Annotated in this window: 18 protein-coding genes; 9 read left to right on the top strand and 9 right to left on the bottom strand. The window is 71.7% G+C overall.

Annotated features, from left to right (window positions below; genetic code table 11):
• Positions 1-98 precede the first annotated feature (98 nt).
• Together DNL27_RS11420 and DNL27_RS11415 are read left to right on the top strand one after the other, a co-directional pair.
• Positions 99-1,466, top strand: a complete 1,368-nt coding sequence (locus tag DNL27_RS11420) for an NRAMP family divalent metal transporter (RefSeq protein WP_239494372.1) — start codon at positions 99-101, stop codon at positions 1,464-1,466.
• Between the two features lie 127 nt (positions 1,467-1,593).
• The gene (locus tag DNL27_RS11415; protein WP_112235614.1) at positions 1,594-2,376 is read left to right on the top strand and encodes a putative hydro-lyase; all 783 of its coding nucleotides are present in this window, start codon (positions 1,594-1,596) and stop codon (positions 2,374-2,376) included.
• Positions 2,377-2,525: 149 nt separating this feature from the next.
• Here DNL27_RS11415 and DNL27_RS11410 read toward each other — a convergent pair whose 3' ends face one another.
• Genes DNL27_RS11410 through DNL27_RS11395 form a run of 4 tightly spaced genes read right to left on the bottom strand, consistent with a single transcriptional unit; the run spans position 2,526 to position 7,544 of the window.
• Entirely contained in the window at positions 2,526-3,200 is a 675-nt protein-coding gene (locus DNL27_RS11410) for a GntR family transcriptional regulator (protein ID WP_112235613.1), read from the bottom strand.
• The gene (locus tag DNL27_RS11405) at positions 3,197-4,939 is read right to left on the bottom strand and encodes a biotin carboxylase N-terminal domain-containing protein (RefSeq protein ID WP_112235612.1); all 1,743 of its coding nucleotides are present in this window, start codon (positions 4,937-4,939) and stop codon (positions 3,197-3,199) included. The genes DNL27_RS11410 and DNL27_RS11405 overlap by 4 nt, the downstream gene beginning before the upstream one ends.
• Positions 4,936-6,789, bottom strand: coding sequence for a 5-oxoprolinase/urea amidolyase family protein (locus DNL27_RS11400; RefSeq protein WP_204360295.1), 1,854 nt, complete (start codon positions 6,787-6,789; stop codon positions 4,936-4,938). Before DNL27_RS11400 ends, DNL27_RS11405 begins: the two co-directional genes overlap by 4 nt.
• A complete protein-coding gene (locus DNL27_RS11395) occupies positions 6,786-7,544 on the bottom strand; it encodes a LamB/YcsF family protein (RefSeq protein WP_112235611.1) in 759 nt (252 codons plus the stop codon). The genes DNL27_RS11400 and DNL27_RS11395 overlap by 4 nt, the downstream gene beginning before the upstream one ends.
• 165 nt (positions 7,545-7,709) lie before the next feature.
• Here DNL27_RS11395 and DNL27_RS11390 point away from each other — a divergent pair, with 165 nt between their 5' ends.
• From DNL27_RS11390 to DNL27_RS11380, 3 genes are all read left to right on the top strand, one after another.
• On the top strand, positions 7,710-8,903 hold the full coding sequence (locus tag DNL27_RS11390; protein ID WP_112235610.1) for an LLM class flavin-dependent oxidoreductase: 1,194 nt from the start codon (positions 7,710-7,712) through the stop codon (positions 8,901-8,903).
• A gap of 98 nt (positions 8,904-9,001) precedes the next feature.
• Complete coding sequence (locus tag DNL27_RS11385) at positions 9,002-9,652, top strand: CE1759 family FMN reductase (RefSeq protein ID WP_112235609.1); 651 nt, start codon at positions 9,002-9,004, stop codon at positions 9,650-9,652.
• Positions 9,649-10,161 carry a MarR family winged helix-turn-helix transcriptional regulator gene (locus tag DNL27_RS11380; RefSeq protein WP_112235608.1) on the top strand — a complete coding sequence of 171 codons (513 nt, stop codon included), beginning with the start codon at positions 9,649-9,651 and terminating at the stop codon, positions 10,159-10,161. The genes DNL27_RS11385 and DNL27_RS11380 overlap by 4 nt, the downstream gene beginning before the upstream one ends.
• A 119-nt stretch (positions 10,162-10,280) precedes the next feature.
• Here the strand turns inward: DNL27_RS11380 and DNL27_RS11375 are convergent, their stop codons facing one another.
• Positions 10,281-10,778 carry a GNAT family N-acetyltransferase gene (locus DNL27_RS11375; protein WP_112235607.1) on the bottom strand — a complete coding sequence of 166 codons (498 nt, stop codon included), beginning with the start codon at positions 10,776-10,778 and terminating at the stop codon, positions 10,281-10,283.
• A 104-nt stretch (positions 10,779-10,882) separates the two neighbouring features.
• Here DNL27_RS11375 and DNL27_RS11370 point away from each other — a divergent pair, with 104 nt between their 5' ends.
• Entirely contained in the window at positions 10,883-11,218 is a 336-nt protein-coding gene (locus tag DNL27_RS11370; protein ID WP_112235606.1) for a YdeI/OmpD-associated family protein, read from the top strand.
• Between the two features lie 119 nt (positions 11,219-11,337).
• Positions 11,338-12,909, top strand: coding sequence for an amino acid permease (locus DNL27_RS11365; protein WP_012399173.1), 1,572 nt, complete (start codon positions 11,338-11,340; stop codon positions 12,907-12,909).
• A gap of 85 nt (positions 12,910-12,994) precedes the next feature.
• On the opposite strand, the gene DNL27_RS11360 is transcribed toward DNL27_RS11365, so the two are convergent.
• Positions 12,995-14,236: an MFS transporter gene (locus DNL27_RS11360; protein WP_239494370.1), complete on the bottom strand. Its 1,242-nt coding sequence runs from the start codon at positions 14,234-14,236 to the stop codon at positions 12,995-12,997.
• A 252-nt stretch (positions 14,237-14,488) separates the two neighbouring features.
• Here DNL27_RS11360 and DNL27_RS11355 point away from each other — a divergent pair, with 252 nt between their 5' ends.
• Entirely contained in the window at positions 14,489-14,923 is a 435-nt protein-coding gene (locus tag DNL27_RS11355) for an acyl-CoA thioesterase (RefSeq protein WP_112235605.1), read from the top strand.
• On the top strand, positions 14,920-15,834 hold the full coding sequence (locus DNL27_RS11350) for an SMP-30/gluconolactonase/LRE family protein (RefSeq protein WP_112235604.1): 915 nt from the start codon (positions 14,920-14,922) through the stop codon (positions 15,832-15,834). Before DNL27_RS11355 ends, DNL27_RS11350 begins: the two co-directional genes overlap by 4 nt.
• A 143-nt stretch (positions 15,835-15,977) precedes the next feature.
• On the opposite strand, the gene DNL27_RS11345 is transcribed toward DNL27_RS11350, so the two are convergent.
• From DNL27_RS11345 to DNL27_RS11335, 3 genes are read right to left on the bottom strand one after another with little or no spacing between them, the layout of a single operon-like run.
• Positions 15,978-17,663, bottom strand: coding sequence for an ABC transporter ATP-binding protein (locus DNL27_RS11345; protein WP_112235603.1), 1,686 nt, complete (start codon positions 17,661-17,663; stop codon positions 15,978-15,980).
• Positions 17,663-18,763 (bottom strand): ABC transporter permease, encoded by a 1,101-nt coding sequence (locus DNL27_RS11340; protein WP_082682007.1) that lies wholly within the window; start codon positions 18,761-18,763, stop codon positions 17,663-17,665. Before DNL27_RS11340 ends, DNL27_RS11345 begins: the two co-directional genes overlap by 1 nt.
• Positions 18,756-19,682, bottom strand: a complete 927-nt coding sequence (locus tag DNL27_RS11335; protein WP_012399167.1) for an ABC transporter permease — start codon at positions 19,680-19,682, stop codon at positions 18,756-18,758. The genes DNL27_RS11340 and DNL27_RS11335 overlap by 8 nt, the downstream gene beginning before the upstream one ends.
• Between the last annotated feature and the right edge of the window lie 85 nt (positions 19,683-19,767).

Genomic DNA, 19,767 nt, shown 5'->3' with positions numbered 1-19,767 from the left:
GGTGCCCGGCCCACCTCTGGGCAGATTGTTCAACAACCTGTAGGGTGCAGTGGTCAGCCGCCGTGTGACTCCGCTCACGCCGACCCAGGGATGGATCCATGTCCTCTGCCTCACCACAGCCGCGCGATGCCGAGCGGCGCCACGAGACCGACCGCCCGCAACCCGGTCTTGCAGGCCCCGGCCCCTCGGGGGCTGCCGGCCCGGGCCCGGAGCACGCGCCGGACACCGGAGGCCTCCCCGCCCCCGGGCGGCCGTCGCGGGCCCGGCAGGGCGCTGCGGCGTCCTCGGGCCACCGCAGCGCATTGCTGGGCGCGATGTTCCTCATGGCCACGAGCGCGATCGGCCCCGGCTTCATCACCCAGACCACGGTGTTCACGGTGCAGCTGGGAGCGGCGTTCGCCTTCGCGATCCTGGTGTCCATCCTGGTGGACATCGCCGTGCAACTGAACGTGTGGCGGGTCATCGGCATCTCCGGCATGCGCGCGCAGGAGCTGGCCAACAAGGTGCTCCCCGGGGCCGGACACGTGCTGGCGGCCCTGGTGTTCCTGGGTGGTGCGGTGTTCAACATCGGCAACATCGCGGGAACGGGGCTCGGACTCGATGCCATGCTGGGCATGGATCCCAAGCTCGGCGGAGCCGTCTCGGCGGTGATCGCCATCCTGGTCTTCCTGTCCAAGCGGGCCGGGCTCGCCCTGGACCGGATCGTGGTGGGCCTGGGCGCCGTCATGATCCTCATGATGCTGTACGTGGCCGTGGTGGCCGCACCCCCGGTGGGTGACGCGCTGAAGAACACCGTGCTGCCCGAGCACGTGGATTTCCTGGTCATCACCACGCTGATCGGTGGGACCGTGGGCGGGTACATCACCTACTCGGGGGCCCACCGCATGATCGACTCCGGCGTCACGGGGGTCGAGAGCGTCCAGCACATCACGCGCACGTCCGTTCTGGGCATCCTGGTCACGTGCGTGATGCGCGTGCTGCTGTTCCTGGCGATCTTCGGTGTGGTGGCCGGTGGCGTGGCGCTGTCCGGGGACACCATGGCCGCTGACGCCTTCCGGGCCGCCGCCGGGGAGATCGGTGTGCGGATCTTCGGCGTGGTGCTGTGGGCCGCGGCGTTGACCTCCGTGATCGGCGCGGCGTTCACGTCCATCTCCTTCGTCACCTCCTCCACGGGGCGCCCCCGCACCCGGAACCTGCTCACCGTGGCGTTCATCCTGGTGTGCGGGGTGATCTACCTGGTGCTGGGGCAGGCTCCGCAGACTCTGCTGGTGTTCGCTGGGGCGTTCAACGGGCTCATCCTCCCGTTCGGCTTCGCCATCCTGCTGTGGGTCGGCTGGCGCCGTCGGGACCTGCTGGAGGGCTACCGGTACCCCGCGTGGCTGCTCGTGGTGGGCGTGATCGCGTGGTTGTTCACCGTGTTCCTGGCCGTCAACTCCCTGGCAGGGCTGTCCAAGCTCTGGGCCTGAGCGCGCGCCCGGTCCCCGGTGCGCTGGGAGCCGCGCGGCGGCGTGGTTCCCGGGCGGACGACGTCGCACGGTACGTTCGCACCGACGCCTCCCGACCCGCCTCCGCACGGCCACGAAAGGACACCCCATGGACGAGACCACACTGACTCCAGATCGGGCCCGGCAACGATTCCGTGCCGGGCTCGTGCGCCCCACCGCAGGCATGGCTCCGGGGCACGCCCAGGCCAACCTCGTGATCGTGCCCCGCGAACTGGCCTTCGACGTGCTGCTGTTCGCACAGCGCAACCCCAAACCCTGTCCCGTGCTCGGTGTCCTGGACGCGGGGGAGACCACCGGGGCGCTCCTGCCCGGCGGGGACATCCGCACGGACGTGCCGCAGTACGTGGTCTATGAGAACGGCGTGGAGGTGGCCCGCCCCCATGACATCACCCCGTACTGGCGCGAGGACCTGGTGACGGTGATGCTGGGCTGCTCCTTCACGTTCGAGGACGCGCTGCAGGCGCACGGCATCCGGCTCGCCCACATCGACCAGGGCGTGAACGTGCCCATGTACCGCACCTCACGGCGCTGCGAGTCGGCGGGGCGGTTGTCCGGCCCGCTGGTGGTCTCGATGCGTCCTGTCCCGGCCGCCAGGGTGGCCGACGCCGTGCGGATCACCTCCCGCTACCCCGCCGTCCACGGCGCGCCCGTGCACGTGGGGGACCCCGGGGCACTGGGGATCACGGACCTGGGGTCACCGGACTTCGGCGACGCCGTGCGGATCGCCCCCGGCGAGATTCCCGTGTTCTGGGCGTGCGGGGTCACGCCGCAGGCCGCGGTGGTGGAGTCGGCTCCGCCGTTCGCCATCACCCACGCCCCGGGCCACATGCTCATCACCGACGCCCGGGACGCCGACTACCAGGTGCCCTGACGGCGCCCGGGAGCGAGGTGGCCGTGCCCTGGTGCACCCCTGCGGAGTTCGTTCCGTCCCGACACGTCAACCGCAGCCCCGGCCGGCGGTGTCGCGAGGCTCGCCCGTGACACCCGTGGCGCGTCGCCGGAGGATCTGGCTGGCCGCCCTCACCCGAGCCGGTCGAGGATCTCGTCCCGTGCGGCACCCAGGGAGTCCCGCAGCAACCGTGCCGCCCGGTCCCGGTCGTAGGACTCCAGCGCCGCGAGCACCTCGGCGTTGCGCACCGCGTAGCGGGCGTGGAACTCCCTGTCGGCGAGCATCGCGTGGAACACCAGGCGCATCCTCGCGAGGGCCCGGTCCATGTCCGCGAGCATCGCCCGTGAGGCGGCGGCCTCCACCAGCGCCCGGTGGAAGCGCTGGTTCGCGTCCGACATGGCGGCCACGTCGGCGGTCTCCCGCGCTGCCAGCGCCGCGGACACGATGCCCCGCAGTCTCTCGTTGAGAGCGTCGTCCACGTCTCCCCACAGCACGGCTCCGGGTTCGAGAATGCGTCGGGCGGCATAGAGGTCCCGCACGTCGTCCGCGGTGGGGCGTGCCACGAACACACCCCGGTGGGGGATCCGCAGCACGAGGCCCTCCGCGGCCAGCATGGCGAAGCACTCCCGCAGGGTGTTGCGGGAGATCCCCAGCTCGGCGGACACGGCGTGCTCGGACAGCTTCGCGCCCGGTGCCAGGGCGCCGTCGGCGATCTCCGCGCGCAGGCGGGCAGCGGCGTGGGCACTTGCCTGGGTCTCGTCCCCGGCCCCGAAATCGCCGACGTGCCCGGCCATCCGGGGGCTCACGCGATCTCCCCGAGGGCCTGACCCGCGCGCACGGCGTCTCCCTCGGCCACGTCCCCGCGGCGCAGGGTCCCGGCTCGGTGGGCCTTCACGGGGGTCTCCATCTTCATGGCCTCGACCACCAGCACCGACTGTCCCTCCGCCACGTCCTCGCCGTCCTCGGCAAGCCACGTGACCACGGTGCCGTTCATGGGCGCGCTCAGTGTTGTCACGTCCTCCGACGACGACGCCGCGTCCGCCCCGCCATGCCCCGGCTCACCGGCTGCGCCGCGGCCGTGCAGCAGGGCCCGCACGAGGTCACCGGGAAGTCCCAGCCGGACCGCGCGACCGTCCACCTCCACCGTGAACGTGGTGCGCTCGGCCGCCCCCGGCTCGAGGTGGGGGGAGGCCTCGAGGGTCTGCGCGAACTTGTCCTCGATCCACGTGGTGTGCACGCGCAGGCCCTCGGAGGAAGTGAACGCGGGCTCGTCCAGCACGGCGCGGTGGAACGGCACCACGGTGGGCAGCCCGCGGATCGTGAGCTCCCGCAGGGCGGCGCAGGAGCGCACGAGGGCCTGCTGCCTGTCCTCGCCCCACACGATGAGCTTGGCGAGCAGCGAGTCGTACTCGGCGGGGACCACGGACCCGGAGCGGACCCCGGTGTCCACGCGCACGCCCGCGCCCGTGGGGGCCTCGAACACCTCCACGGTGCCCGGCGTGGGCAGGAACCCCAGGGCGGGGTCCTCCGCGTTGAGCCGGAACTCGATGGCGTGCCCCCGCGGGGCGGGATCCTCGGTGGTGCTCAGCGGCAGTCCCTCGGCCACCCGGAACTGCTCGCGCACCAGGTCCACGCCGGAGGTCGCCTCGGTCACGGGGTGCTCCACCTGCAGCCGCGTGTTGACCTCCAGGAAGGAGATCAGCCCGTCCGGGGCCACGAGGTACTCCACCGTGCCCGCGCCGGTGTACCCGGCCTCGCGGCAGATCGCACGGGCGGAGCCGTGCAGGGTGTCGCGCTGGTCGTCGGTGAGGAACGGTGCCGGGGCCTCCTCCACGAGCTTCTGGTGGCGGCGCTGCAGAGAGCAGTCCCGCGTGCCCACCACCACGACGTTGCCCTGGGTGTCCGCGAGCACCTGGGCCTCCACGTGGCGCGGGCGGTCCAGGAAGCGCTCCACGAAGCACTCCCCGCGTCCGAACGCCGCGGTGGCCTCGCGCACGGCGGCGTCGAACGCGGACTCCACCTCCGCGAGGTCACGGGCGATGCGCATGCCGCGACCGCCCCCGCCGAAGGCCGCCTTGATGGCGACCGGCAGGCCGTGCTGCTTTGCGAACGCGCGGGCCTCGGCGGCGTCGGCCACCGGACCGTCCGTGCCCGGGACCAGCGGGGCGCCCGCTCGCACGGCGATCTCCCGGGCGGTGACCTTGTTGCCGAGCGCCTCGATCACCTCCGCGGACGGACCGATCCATGTGAGGCCCGCCGCCACGACGGCGCGCGCGAAGTCCGCGTTCTCCGAGAGGAACCCGTAGCCCGGGTGCACGGCGTCCGCGCCGGAGCGTTCCGCGACGGCGAGCAGCGCGGGAATGCTGAGATAGGTGTCGGCGGAGGCCGAGCCGGGGAGGGCATATGCCTCGCCGGCCATGTGCACGTGGAACGCGTCCGCGTCCGGCTCGGAGTACACGGCCACGGAGCTGAGTCCGGAGTCCGCGCAGGCACGCGCGATGCGCACGGCGATCTCCCCGCGGTTGGCGATCAGAACTTTCTTCATGCGGTGTCTCCTGACGTGGGCTGCTCCGCGGGGGCGGTCGCGGCGGGTGGGGGCGGGACCGGGTGGAACCGCACCGGGGATCCGGGGAGCAGCTGCGCCGCGCGCGGCAGGTCCTGCGGCAGCACCACCGCGATCACGGGATAGCCCCCGGTCACGGGGTGGTCCGCGAGGAAGAGCACGGGCACGCCGGAGTGGGGGACCTGCAGGGAGCCGGCCACCACGCCCTCGCTGGCCAGCTCGTCCTCCCGGCTGCGGGCGAGACCGCCCTCCGGTGGTGTCTCGAAGCGCACGCCCACGCGGTTGGAGTCGCTGCTGACCCGCCACGTCCGCTCGCGCAGCGCTGAGAGCGCCTCGGGGGTGAACCAGTCCTCCCGGGGGCCCGGGAGCACACGGAGCACGGTGGCGGCCCCCGCGGCGGGAACGTGCACCGCCGGTTCCTCGGGGTGTCCCACGGCCCGGCCCGGGGCGGTGGGGTGCACCGGGAGCAGGTCCCCGGCGGCCAGGGGAGCGGGTCCAATGCCGGACAGCACGTCCGTGGCGCGGCTGCCGAGCACCTCGGCCGCAGCCACACCGCCGGACACGGCGAGGTAGCTGCGCAGTCCCGCGCTCGGGGTGCCCAGGCTCAGCTGCTCGCCGTCGTAGAGTGCGAAGGGTGCGCAGAACGGAGCGGGGCGGGAGCGCTCCCCGTTCGTGATGCGGGCGGTCACCGGCGCCCCGGAGAGACCGAGCACGTGGTGGCCCCGGGCGGTGAGCCGCAGCCCGCCCATCGTGACCTCGAGCAGGGCGGCGGTCGAGGGGTTGCCCACGAGCCGGTTGGCCTGCCTCGCGGAGGCGTGGTCCGCGGCTCCGGAGGCCACCACACCAAGATCTCCCAGTCCAGGGCGGCCCAGGTCCTGGATCAGCGACAGCATTCCGGGGTCGTCGACCCCCAGGGCGTGGTCGGCGTCGTCCGCCGGGGAGGCGTGCGCCGCGCTGACGGCTTCGAGACCGTCCGCGTGCTCACGGCCCGCGGTGTCCCGCCCCGGGTCGTCCTCCGGCTGGACGGCGGGAGCCGGGTCCCCGGGGAGCTGCGGGTCGCCGGGCAGGCCCGGGGCGGCGTCGTCGGCCACCGTGACGAGCTCGCGGACGGCCCGGAAGCGCACCGTGTCCCCGGGGCGGACCAGCGCGGGGGAGTCCCGGTGCGTGTCCCACAGGATGGCGTCCGTGCGCCCGATCAGCTGCCACCCGCCGGGGGACCGCTGGGGGTAGACCGCGGAGAACGTGCCCGCCAGCGCCACGGATCCGGCGGGCACCGCGGTGCGCGGAGTGTCCCGGCGGGGGACGTCCAGGGGCTCGCCCGGGGCGCTGAGGTACGCGAAACCGGGCGCGAAGCCGCCGAACGCCGCCGTCCACGCGGTGCCGGTGTGGGCGTCGAGCACTCCCTGCTCGCCGAGTCCCGTGAGCCGGGCGACCTCGGCGAGGTCCGCGCCGTCGTACACCACGGGGATCTCCACGCTCTTGCCCGCGGCCTCACTGCTCCCGCCGGAACGGACGGTGACGACGGCGCTCGCGGCCGTCCGCGCCGACCGCTCGTCCGCGAAGACCACCAGCACGGTGCGGGCGGCGGCAACGAGGTCGGTCTGACCGGTGAAGGGGTGCTCCGCGAGGTGGGCGTGCCAGCGCAGCACGTCCGCCAGTTCGCCGCAGACGAGCAGGAACGCGCGGGTTCCTGCCCACCGCAGGTCCGGGACCGCGGCGTCGTCGGACGACCCGGACGGATGTGTGCCGCTGGCGGCATGCTTGGGGCTGCCCGCCCGACGTCTCGTGCCGGTTGCCGGACGGGTGGGGCGGCGACTGCGGGACGCGCTCATGCGAAGGACCGGACGGTGATGCCGGCACGGTCCAGGCCCGCGCGGACCTCGGCGGCCATCGCGGCGGCGCCGGGGGTGTCCCCGTGTACGCAGATGCTCTCGGCGTGGATCCGCACAGTGGAGCCGTCCACCGCGGTGAGCGTGCCGTCCTCGGCCAGGCGGACCATGCGCTCGGTGACCTGGGTGGCGTCGTGCAGCACCGCACCCGGCTCGCGACGGGAGACGAGCGTGCCCTCGGGGGTGTAGCCGCGGTCTGCAAAGGCTTCGGGCACGGCGCGCAGCCCGGCCTTCTCCGCCGCGCGCAGGGCCGCGGAGCCGGGCAGCAGGAGCAGGGGGAGGTCCCCGCCGAAGGCCTTCACGGCATTCACCACGGCCTGGGCGTGGGCCTCGTGGTGCACGATCGTGTTGTAGAGGGCACCGTGGGGCTTGACGTAGCGCACGGTGGTGCCCGCGGCGCGGGCCACGGCCTCCAGTGCGCCCATCTGGTAGAGCACGTCGTCCGCGAGCTCGGTGGGGGAGCAGTCCAGGAAGCGACGGCCGAAGCCCACGAGGTCCCGATAGGCCACGTGGGCACCCACGGTGACCCCGGCGGCCACGGCGTCCCGGCAGGTCTGCGCCATCACGGAGGGGTCCCCGGCGTGGAAGCCGCAGGCCACGTTGGCGCTGGAGACGGAGCGGAAGACGGCGGCGTCGTCCCCCATGCCCCACGCGCCGAAGGACTCGCCCACGTCGCTGTTCAGATCCATGACCGTCATGCGTGACCTCCGTCTCACTGGTGTGGTCCCCCAGCATGCACGATGGTCCGCAAATTGTTCAACAATCCACCCCGGAATATTTCCCGGGGGCGCCGCATTGCAGAGGTAGTTCAAATTTGAAATATCAGGGCGGGCACGCGGCCCGCCGAGGAGGAGGCAGGGACCATGCAACTCGGAGTCTTCACCATCGGGGACGTCACCCAGGACCCCACCACGGGGCGCACTCCCACCGAGAACGAGCGCATCAAGGCCACGGTGGCCATGGCCCGCAAGGCCGAGGAACTGGGCATGGACGTGTTCGCCACCGGCCAGCACCACAACCCGCCGTTCGTGGCCCCCGCGAACCCGCCCGTGCTCATGGCGGCGGTTGCGGCGCAGACCGAGCGGATCCAGCTCTCCACCGCCACCACGCTGATCACCACCACGGACCCGGTGCGGATCGCGGAGGACTACGCGTACGTGCAGCACCTCGCGGACGGCCGCGTGGACCTGACCATGGGCCGCGGCAACACCGGCCCGGTCTACCCGTGGTTCGGCAAGGACATCCGCCAGGGCATCCCGCTGGCCGTGGAGAACTACCAGCTGCTGCACCGGCTGTGGCGCGAGGAGGACGTGAACTTCTCCGGGCGCTTCCGCACGCCGTTGCAGGGCTTCACGTCCACCCCGCGGCCCCTGGACGACGTCCCGCCGTTCGTGTGGCACGGCTCCATCCGCTCCCCGGAGATCCCGGAGCAGGCGGCGTTCTACGGGGACGGGTTCTTCCACAACAACATCTTCTGGAACAAGGAGCACACCGAGCGCATGGTGGCGTTCTACCGTCAGCGCTACGAGTACTACGGCCACGGCTCCGCGGACCAGGCGATCGTGGGTCTGGGCGGTCAGGTGTTCATGGCCAGGAACTCGCAGGACGCGGTGCGCAGGTTCCGCCCGTACTTCGACAACGCGCCGGTGTACGGCCACGGGCCCTCGCTCGAGGAGTTCACGGCCCAGACGCCGCTGACCGTGGGCTCGCCCCAGCAGGTCATCGAGCGGACGCTGTCCTTCCGGGAGTACGCGGGCGACTACCAGCGCCAGCTGTTCCTGGTGGACCACGCGGGTCTGCCGCTCAAGGACGTCCTGGAGCAGATGGACTTCCTGGGCGAGGAGGTCTTCCCGGTGCTGCGCAAGGAGTTCGACGCCGCCCGGCCGGCCCACGTGCCGGAGGCCCCCACCCACGCGTCCCTCGTGGCGCGCCGCGCGGCGGGGGAAGATCCCATCCCGGGCGGCGGGCCGGACTCGCAGGCCGCCAGGGACCGGGCTGCCAAGGCGGAGGCCGCCTCCCGTGGAAACGCCGGGGCGGGGCAGGAGCCCACCGCGTAGCCCGTCCCGCGGGTGCCGCCCCGTGCGGGGCGGCACCCGCGCCGCAACGAGGTGGAGCACAGGGCAGTCAGAAACACCGAGCAGTCAGGAGACACGAGATGACCGAGCGACAGAGCATTGCCGTGGTGACCGCGGGCCTGTCTGAGGACGCGTCCACCACGCGCCTGGCGCGGGCGATCGCGCGGGCCGCGAGCGGCGTCGTCGCCCGGGGTGGTGAGGAGCCCGAGGTGCGCGTGGTGGCCCTGCGGGAGATCGCCCACGGGATCACGGACGCCATGCTGACCGGCACGGCACCCGCCGCGGTGCAGGACGCGCTGGACGCCGTGCTCACCGCGGACGGGCTGATCGCCGCCACGCCCACCTACAAGGCGAGCTACTCCGGGCTGTTCAAGGCGTTCTTCGACCTCTTCGACGAGGGTGCCCTGGAGAACCTGCCCACCGTGGTGGCCGCGACCGGCGGCTCCCCGCGGCACTCGCTGGTCCTGGACACCGCCCTGCGCCCGCTGTTCAGCTACCTCAAGGCGCTCACGCTGCCCATCGGCGTGTACGCCGCCACGGAGGACTGGGCGGATGCGTCCCTGCAGGGCCGCATCGAGCGGGCCGGGGCGGCACTCGCGGGCATGCTCGGGGCCGGCTCTGAGGGTGGCGGCGGCGCGGCGTCGGGCCCCGGGCGCCCCGAGCGCACCGTCGTGGACGAGTTCACGGACGTCCCCAACTTCGAGGATCTCCTCGCCTCGGTGCAGCGGTGACGGCAGCAGGGGGCGCCGCCGAGGACTCGGGGGCTGGTGCGGGAGGCGACGACGCCGCGGGCGCGCCTCCCGCCCGCTCCGGGCGGTGGGATGCGTGGCAGCTCTACTTCGAGACCACTGCACGCCTGACCGCCAGGATCGAGGAGCGGCTCAAGGCGCAGGGCTGCTCGACCATGGAGTACCAGCTGCTCCTGCTGCTCTACGAGGCCCCCGGTCGGCGCATGCGCCTGGGTGAGCTGGCGCGACGCCTGGTGTTCTCGCCGTCGCGGCTGAACTACCAGGTCAGGGTGCTGTGCGAGCGGGGCTGGCTGCAGCGGCGTCGTGCCGAGGGTGACGGCCGTGGCTGGGAGGCGGTGCTCACGACGGAGGGCGCGCAGGCATTCCGGCGGCTGCGCCCCGCCCACGCGCGGGACGTGGAGGAGCTGTTCTTCGCGTCGCTGACGGAGGACGATGTCGCCCGGCTCGGCGATCTCATGAGCCGGGTTGCGCGGGGGCTGGGAGAGGCCTGACCTCTCGGGGGATCCAGAGAGGCCCAGGCAAACCCATGCCGTTGGTGGAATGTATGCCAGCAGCCGCCGGGGTGGAGGCGCGCAGAAGCGGGAGGGCGCCCGCTGCTGGGCTAGCTTTCTCAGTCGATCCAGTAGCGACGGGTCGGGCGGCCGTTCCCGTCCTGGACCACGTTCTCCAGCACCCCGCCACAGGCCTCGATGGTCGCGGCGGAGCCCGCGTTGTCGTCGGCGCATGTGACGAGCACCCGCTCCACGCCGGCCGTGTTCAGCCGTTCCACCGACTGCCGCAGGATCTCCCTGGCGTAGCCTCGCCGCCGGAACGCGGGGCCCACGCCGTATCCCACGTGCCCGCCCACGCGTCGCAGGTAGTCGTTGAGCTCGTAGCGGATGGATGTGCGGCCCACGATCTCGCCGTCCACCTCCGCGAGCAGGTAGTCCGCCCGGACGAACCCCGGAGGCAGGTCCTCTCCCCGGGACGCGCGGTCCACGGCCGCCAGCACCTCGGGCCACGTCCCCTCGTCCAGGACGAACGAGAAGTCGTCGCGCAGCAGTTGCTCGTGCAACGCGCGGACCCCCGACTCGTCCTCGGGAGTGGGGCGTCGCAGCGTGAGCGTCATGGCCCCATGGTGGCACGCTCGCACCTGGTGCCCCACCCCGTCACGTGGCACACTTCCCGTGTCGAGATCCCCCCGACAGTCCCCACCACGGCAGGGAAAGCACCGTGAGCGACACCCCGCAGATGACGACGCCCGCGCCCGGCAGCGCGCCCAGCGCCGCGGCGTCGTCCCCCGAGCAGGCCCCCGCCCTCCCCGGCGGCGTGGTCCACGAGCTGCCCGCGGACCTCGTCGAGGCCCTGCTGGCGGAGCCGGAGACCGCCGAGCTGTGGCGCGGGCTGACGCCCCTGGGCCGCAACGAGTTCGTGTGCTGGGTGGAGGACGCCAAGAAGCCCGAGACCCGTGCCCGCCGCATCCGGCGCACGGGCGAGGAGATGCACGAGGGCAAGCGCCGCCCGTGCTGCTGGCCCGGGTGCGAGCACCGGGAGCGCACCGGACGCTGAGGGTCACGGACCGGGAGGGTGCCCCGGTGGTGGAGGTGCGCGCGTAGGCTTCCCCTGTGCGCTGACCGCTTCGCCGGTGCCGCGCACCCTTCCCACCAACCGACAAAAGGTGTTCTCCCATGGCTTCGCACCCCTCCGATCCCCTGCCGTCCGGCGGGGAGGAGACGCGCACCCAGTACGTCGCCGAGCAGGAGGGGTACAGCAAGGGACTCACCGCGCGCCAGATCAACATGATCGCGATCGGCAGCTCGATCGGCACGGGTCTGTTCCTGGGCGCCGGTGGCGGTCTCGCGGACGCCGGCCCCGCCCTGTTCCTGCTGTACGCGGTCGCCGGGTTCTTCGGCTACCTGATCCTGCGCCAGCTCGGGGAGCTGGTGATGCACCGGCCGTCCTCGGGCTCCTTCGTGTCCTACACGCGCGAGTTCTACGGGGAGAAGGGCGCGTACTTCGTGGGCTGGATGTACTGGCTCTCGTGGGCCTCCACCACGGTGGTGGACGCCACCGCCATGGCCATCTACGTCAAGTGGTTCGGGCAGTACAGCCAGTTCGTCGCGGACCTGCCGCAGTGGCTGCTGGCCGCGGTGGTGCTCGTGGTGGTCATGGCCACCAATCTGATCTCCGTGAAGGTCTTCGGGGAGATGGAGTTCTGGTTCGCGGTGGTCAAGGTCTCCGCGCTGGTGGTCTTCCTGGTGGTGGGCGTGGCGTTCGTGCTCTTCGGGACCCCCACGGGTGCGCCCACCGGGTTCTCGCTGATCACCGAGAACGGCGGGATCTTCCCCAACGGTCTGCTCCCCGCCCTGGTGGTCTCGCAGGGCGTGGTGTTCGCGTACTCGGGCATCGAGCTGGTGGGCATCACCGCCGGTGAGACCCAGGACCCGCGCAAGACCATTCCCAAGGCCATCAACACGGTGATCCTGCGCATCGCGCTGTTCTACGTGGGCTCCATTCTGCTGCTCACGCTGCTGCTGCCGTACACGGCGTACTCGGCGGACGAGTCCCCGTTCGTCACGTTCTTCAGCTCCATCGGCATCGACGGCATCGGGCCCATCATGCAGCTCGTGGTGATCACCGCGGCGCTGTCCTCGCTCAACGCGGGCCTGTACTCCACGGGCCGGATCGTGCACTCCATGGCCATGGCCGGTTCCGCGCCCAAGTTCACCGGGAAGATGACGCGCTCGGGTGTTCCCGCGGGCGGCATCCTGCTCACGGTGGGCGTGGGGGCGCTGGGCGTCATCCTCAACTACTACGTCCCGGAGGAGGCGTTCAGCATCGTGCTGAACATCTCCGCGATCGGCATCCTGGTGGGCTGGGCCGCCATCACCCTGCCGCACCAGAAGTTCGTGCGGCTCTCCAAACAGGGCCTCTACCAGCGCCCCGCGTACCGTGCGCCGTTCGCGCCGTACACCAACTGGCTCACCATGGCGTTCCTCGTGGGCGTGATGATCCTCGTGGCGCTGGACTACCCGCTGGGTACCCTCACCGTGGCCTCGATGGCCGTGGTGGTCCCCGTGCTGATCGTCGGCTGGTTCCTGGTGCGGGACCGCGTGCGCGCCATCGCCGCCGAGCGCGAGGGCTACACGGGTGCGTTCCCCGTGGTCGTGGGTCCGCCGGTCGCGGAGGGCGAACGACGCCGCGCGGCCCGCCGCACCGACCGTCCCACCGACGGCACCGGGGACGCGGACGCACAGTAGCCGCCCCCCCACCCAGCTCACGACGACGCCGCCCCGGTCGCCCCCGGGGCGGCGTCGCCGTCCGTGGGGTCCAGCGGGGACGCCCTCAGCGGCCCCGCAGCGCGGTGGCGGTCGCGAGTGCCACGAGCAGCATGGCGGCCACACCCAGCCCCGAGAAGCCCACCGCGGCGAGCACGGGACCGGCGAGGGCGCCGCCCGCCGCGCCGCACAGGTTCATCACGAGGTCCGAGGTGCCCTGCAGCCCGGGCCGGTCATGGGCCGCCACGGACTCGGTGACCATGGTGGATCCGGCCACGGTGGACGCGGACCAGCCGAGCCCCAGCAGGACCAGGGCGACGAGCACGAAACCGTGCTGGTCCGAGCCCAGCCACGTGAGCAGCAGCGCCGCCACGAGCAGCCCCTGCCCCAGCAGCACCGTGCCCACGCGCCCGATGGTGTCCGCGAGCCAGCCGAACACCGGCGAGAGCGCGTACATCCCGGCCACGTGCAGGGAGATGGTCAGGCCCACCACGGACAGCGTGGCGCCGTGGCTGGTCAGGTGCACCGGGGTCATCGACATCACGCTCACCATCACCGCGTGGGGCAGCGCGACCACCAGCACGGCACGCCGCGCGGCGGGGACCGTGCGCAGGAGGGTGAACCCGCCGGCAGGATCGGGCCTGTTCGCCACCGGTCCGCCCCGGGCGAGCGCCACGGCCAGGGGGTCCGGGCGCAGCCCCACGAAGTAGACACCGGCACCCAGGCACTGCGCGCACAGCGCGATCACGAACCCGCCCGTGAACGGCGGCAGCCCCAGAGCGCGCCCGATCGCCTCACCGGGGCCGAAGAGGTTGGGGCCCACCACGGCCCCCACGGTGGTGGACCACACCACCAGGGACAGGTCCCGCGCCCGCGTGCGGGCGGCGGCCGCGTCCGTGGCCGCGAAGCGGGACTGGAGGTTCAGGGCGGTGCCCGCACCCAGCAGCCCCATGCCCACGAGCAGGACCGGGAGCAGGTCCAGGGTGGCGGCCACCACGATCACGGCCGCGCCCAGGACCGCCACGAGGGCACCGGTGCTCAGTGACACCCGGCGGCCCCGGCGCTGCGCGAGGCGCGCCAGCGGGATGGCCACCAGGGCGGCACCCAGGGTGTTCATCGTGGACGCCGTGCCGGACAGCGCACTGTTCCCGGAGACCTCCGTGATCAGCAGTGCGCCGAGGGCCAGCGTGGCACCGGTGCCGAGCCCGCCCAGGATCTGCCCCAGGGCGAGCACGCTTAGCACCCGGCGCTGGAACCCCGGCCCGGGGTCCTGCAGTTCTGCGCTCGCGGCCCGCGTGGTGGCACTCATGACCGCATCATCGTGGACGACGCCGCCGCGCGCCACCGTGCCGCCCGCACCGGACGCGCGTCGGCAGTGGTGCGCAGCGTGCGGGAGCCCCGGCGGGCGGGTGCGCGTGCGGCGTGCGGGTGCGCGCGCGGGGGAGACCCGCACTCCCGCCAGGGGCGGACGGCGGGACAGGACCCGGTGCGCGGCGTGCGGGGGCCGCGGAGCGGCGTCGTCGTTGCGCGGCCCCGAGCCCGCCCGCATAGGCTGGGGCGCATGAGACAGCCCGGCGACATCTCGTTCCGCACCCGCAAGTGGGTCAAGCCCGAGGACCTCAACGCCAACGGCACCCTGTTCGGGGGTTCGCTGCTGCGGTGGATCGACGAGGAGGCCGCGATCTACGCGATCGTACAGCTGGGCAACCGGCGGGCGGTCACCAAGTACATGTCCGAGATCGAGTTCGTGTCCTCCGCGGTGGAGGGGGACCTCATCGAGATGGGCCTCACCGCCACCCGGTTCGGGCGCACGTCCCTGACCATGCGCGCGCAGGTGCGCAACATGATCACGCGCGAGCTGATCCTGAGCATCGACAAGATCGTGTTCGTGAGCCTGGACGAGAACGGCGAGCCCGTGCCGCACGGCTACACGCAGATCACCTACGACCGTGACCGCATCCCCGCACCCACCAGCCCGAGGAGGCCGCAACTGTGAACCAGCTGACAGCGCAGAGGATCACCCCGTCCTGGATGCACCACGCCGAGGGGCCGTGCTGGAGCCGGCAGTGGGGCGGGCTGGCCTGGGTGGACATGCTCGCCGGGGACGTCATGACGTTCACCCCGGAGGACCAGCCCCGCCGGCAGCACGTGGGGGACGTGGCCGCGTGCGTGCGTCCCCGGGCGGGCGGCGGGCAGATCGTCGCCGTGGAGCGCGGGGTGCTCCTCACGGACGCCCACGGTGCGGTGGAGCGGGAGACCACGCTGTGGCAGACCCCAGAGATCCGCATGAACGAGGGCGGTGTGGCCCCGGACGGCTCGTTCTACGTGGGGTCCATGGCGTATGACCAGGCGGAGGGCGCCGCCACGCTGTACCGCGTGGCCACGGACCTCAGCTGGGAGCCCGTGCTCGAGGGCGTGAGCATCTCCAACGGCATCGCGTGGTCCCCGGACGGCACGCTGGCCTACTACAACGACACCCCCACCCACGAGGTCTCCGTGTTCGACTGGAGCGCCGAGGGCGGGCTGCGCAACCGCCGCACGTTCGTGGCTCCGGTGCTGGACGAGCACGCCGCCGCGGCGGCCACTGACCCGGAGGAGAGCTACGAGCCGGGCAGCGTGTCCGTGAGCCCGGACGGGCTGACCGTGGACTCCGAGGGTGCCGTGTGGGTGGCCCTCAACGGCGCGGGCCAGGTGCACCGCTACCTCCCGGACGGCACCCTGGACACCGTGGTCACGGTGGGCGCCAAGCAGACCACCGCGTGCACCCTGGGCGGGGAGGACCTGCGCACGCTCTACATCACGACGTCGCGCGAGAACCTCCCGGAGGACGTCCAGCCCACCGCGGGCTCGCTCTACGCCGTGCGCGTGGCGGTCCCGGGTCAGGTCACCGCGGCGTTCGGGGGCTGAACCGCGCGGCGGGGCGCTGGCTGAGACCGCCCACCAACGACGACGCCTTGGTTCCCCTTTCGGGGGAACCAAGGCGTCGTCGTTGCCGCCGGGTCGTCCCGGCCCGGCACGGCGGTCGAACCGCCGGGGTCAGGCTGCGGTGCTCAGACCGCGTTGATCAGACCCGCACCGGGGATCGCCGCCAGCAGCTGGCGGGTGTAGTCGGTCTGCGGGTTCTCGAACACGGAGTCCGTGGAACCGCGCTCCACCAGCGAGCCCTTCTGCATCACGCACACGTTGTCCGCGATCTGGCGGACCACGGCGAGGTCGTGCGTGATGAACAGGTAGGTCAGCCCGAGGTCGTGCTGCAGCTCGGCCAGCAGGTTGAGGATCTGCGCCTGCACCAGCACGTCCAGAGCGGAGACCGCCTCGTCGCACACCACCAGCTCGGGGTTCAGCGCGAGCGCACGGGCGATCGCCACGCGCTGGCGCTGACCGCCCGAGAGCTCGTTGGGGTAGCGCGCGAGCATGGACTGGGGCAGGGAGACCTGGTCCATGAGCTCACGGACCTTCTTCTCCCGTTCCTTGGACGTCCCGACGCCGTGGACCTTCAGGGGCTCCTCGATGGTGCGGTAGATGTTGTACATCGGGTCCAGGGAGCCGTACGGGTCCTGGAAGATGGGCTGCACGCGCCGACGGAAGGCGAACATCTCCTTGCCCTTCAGCCGGGCAACGTCCTGCCCGTCGAAGACGATCGACCCAGAGGTGATCGGCTCCAGCCCGAGCATCATCTTGGCCACCGTGGACTTGCCGGAGCCGGACTCGCCCACCACGGCCGTGGTGGTGCCCCGGGGAATGGAGAAGGACACCTTGTCCACCGCCGTGAAGTCCTCGGAACGGCCCCAGGACCCGCGCAGCTTGTAGACCTTGGTGAGGTCCTGGACCTGCACGAAGTCCTGCTTGAGCGCCGTCTGCATCGCCGTCTTGGGATGTTCGGCCAGCAGGTCCTCGGACTCCACCCCGCGGGTGCGGGCCACCTCGATGCGGCGGGAGGCCAGCGAGGGTGCGGAGTCCACGAGCTTCTGGGTGTACGGGTGGCGCGGGTTGCGCAGCAGCTGCAGGGCGGGCCCCGCCTCCACCACGTGACCCTTGTACATCACCACCACCTTCTGGGCGCGCTCCGCGGCGAGGCCGAGGTCGTGGGTGATCAGCAGCACCGCGGTGCCGAGCTTGTCGGTCATCGTCTGGAGGTGGTCCAGGATGGTGCGCTGGACCGTGACGTCCAGGGCCGAGGTGGGCTCGTCCGCGATCAGCAGCCGCGGCTGGCAGGACAGACCGATCGAGATCAGCGCACGCTGGCGCATGCCGCCGGAGAACTCGTGCGGGTATTGCTTCGCGCGCTTCTCCGCGTCCGGCAGGCCGGCCTGGCTCAGCACGCGGGCGACGTCCTCATCCTTCGCGGGCAGCCCGTTGGCCTTGAGGGTCTCCCGGACCTGGAAGCCCACCTTCCACACGGGGTTCAGGTTGGACATGGGGTCCTGGGGGACCATGCCGATCTGGCTGCCGCGCAGCTTGACCTTGCGCTTCTCGCTGGCGTGGGTGATGTCCTCGCCGTCGAAGATGATCTTGCCCGCGTTCACGCGGCCGTTCGCGGGCAGCAGCCCGATCGCGGCCAGCGCGGAGGTGGACTTGCCCGAACCGGACTCGCCCACGATCGCCACGGTCTCACCGGGCATCACGGTGAAGTTCGAGTCCTCCACGGCCTGCACCTCACCCGTGGCCGTGGTGAACGCGATCCCGAGATCACGCACTTCCAGCAGGGGGCGGTTGTTCTCCTGGGACATGCTCATCACTTCTTCCGGGCCTTCGGGTCCAGCGCGTCGCGCAGCGCGTCACCGAGCATGATGAAGCTCAGGACGGTCAGCGACAGCGCCAGGCCGGGCCAAAATACGGGCATCGGGTTCGAGCGGAAGGCGTCCTTCGCGTCCGAGATGTCGTTGCCCCAGCTCATCATGCTGGGTGGCAGGCCGATGCCGAGGTAGGACAGAGTGGACTCGGCCACGATGAACGTGCCCAGCGAGATCGTGGCGATCACGATCACCGGCGCCATCGCGTTGGGGATGATGTGGCGCATCAGGATCCCGAAGGAGGACACGCCCAGCGAGCGGGCACTGACCACGTAGTCCGCGTTGCGCACCTCCACCACCGCGCCGCGCATGATGCGCGCGATCTGCGGCCAGCCGAACAGCACCAGCACCACCACCAGGGTCAACACCCCGCGGTTGGCCTTGAAGAACGGCAGCTGCATGACCACCAGGGCACCCAGGATCAGGGGCAGGGCGAAGAAGATGTCGCCCAGGCGCGCGAGCACGCCGTCGATCCAGCCGCCGAAGTAGCCGGCCAGCGCACCGATGATCCCGCCGATGACCACCACGCCGATGGTGGTGAACAGACCCACCATGAGCGAGGCCCGGGTCCCGGCGATCACGCGGGAGTACACGTCGCAGCCCTGGGCGGTGAAGCCCATGGGGTGGCCCGCGGAGGCCTTGCCGTTGGAGTTCTCCAGCAGGCACTGCGAGGACGCCGCGGAGGGGTCCTGGGTCCAGAACAGCTGCGGGAAGAGGGCCACCACGATCACCAGCACGATCAGCAGGGCCGCGATGATGAACGTGGGCTTCTTGCGCAGCTGCCGCCACGCGTCGCGCCACAGGCTCACGGGAGCGCCCTCGGCGGAGCGGGAGTCGGTGGCCGAGACCGGGGTCTGGGCCACGTCCGCGACGAAGTGCTCCATCATGATCCCGGTGCTCACCCCGCCGAGGTCCTTCTGGTGGGAGCCGGCCGGGGTGTCGGCGGTCTCCCGGACCTCGCGCACGGCGGCCTCGTGGGAGCGGGCCTCGGGGTTCAGGTCCCGGCCCGCGGCGTCGTTGTTCTCGAAGTTGTTCTCAGGCATAACGGATCCTCGGGTCGAGCCAGGCGTAGAGGAGGTCAACCAGCAGATTGGCCACGCAGAAGATGATCACCATCACGGACACCACGGAGACCACCATGGGTGCGTCCCCGAGCGTGAGTGCCTTGTAGAGCTGGTTGCCGATGCCGGGGACGTTGAAGATGCCCTCGGTGACGATCGCGCCGCCCATCAGTGCACCCAGGTCCATGCCCAGGAAGGTGGCCACGGGGATCATCGAGTTGCGCAGGATGTGCACCCGGATCACGCGGCCGCGGGTCAGGCCCTTGGCGGTGGCGGTGCGCACGTAGTCCGCGCTGGCGTTCTCGGCCACGGCCGTGCGGGTCAGGCGCAGCACCTGGGCGAAGGAGACCAGGCCCAGCACGATGCCGGGCAGGATCAGGTCGCTCCAGTCCGCGGCGCCGGAGACGGTCGGCTTGGCCAGCCCCCACTTCACGCCCACGAAGTACTGCATCACGAAGCCGAGCACGAAGATCGGCACGGCGATGACGATCAGGGAGACCACTAGCACGGTGGAGTCGAACCAGCCGCCCTTCTTCAGCCCGGCGTACAGGCCGAAGGTGATGCCGAAGATCGCCTCGAACACCAGGGCGATGATCGCGAGCCGGACGGTCGCGGGGAACGCGCCGGCGAGCACGTCGCTGATCTCGCGTCCGGAGAAGTTCACGCCGAGGTCGCCGGTGAGCAGACCTCCGATGTAGCTGAAGTACTGCACGAAGAACGGGTCGTTGAGGTGGTACTGCGCGGTCAGCGCGGCGGCGACACCGGGCGTGCAGCCCTTGTCCCCGCACAGCGCGTCGAGCGGATCACCGGGGGTCATGAAGACCAGGAAGTAGACCAGCAGCGTGGCGCCGAAGAAGACGGGGATCAGCTGCAGCAGTCTTTTGACCAGATACCAGGCCAAGAGGGGCTCCTCTCTATGACACGGTGACAGGGAGGCGCGGACTTCACGCGCCTCCCTGTCACCACGTGTGCATCGGGGTCAGAAG

The organism is Kocuria sp. BT304 (assembly GCF_003290245.1).
In the GTDB taxonomy this organism is placed as follows: Bacteria; Actinomycetota; Actinomycetes; order Actinomycetales; family Micrococcaceae; genus Kocuria; species Kocuria rhizophila_A.
This window is presented reverse-complemented; position numbering and strand designations above follow the sequence as displayed.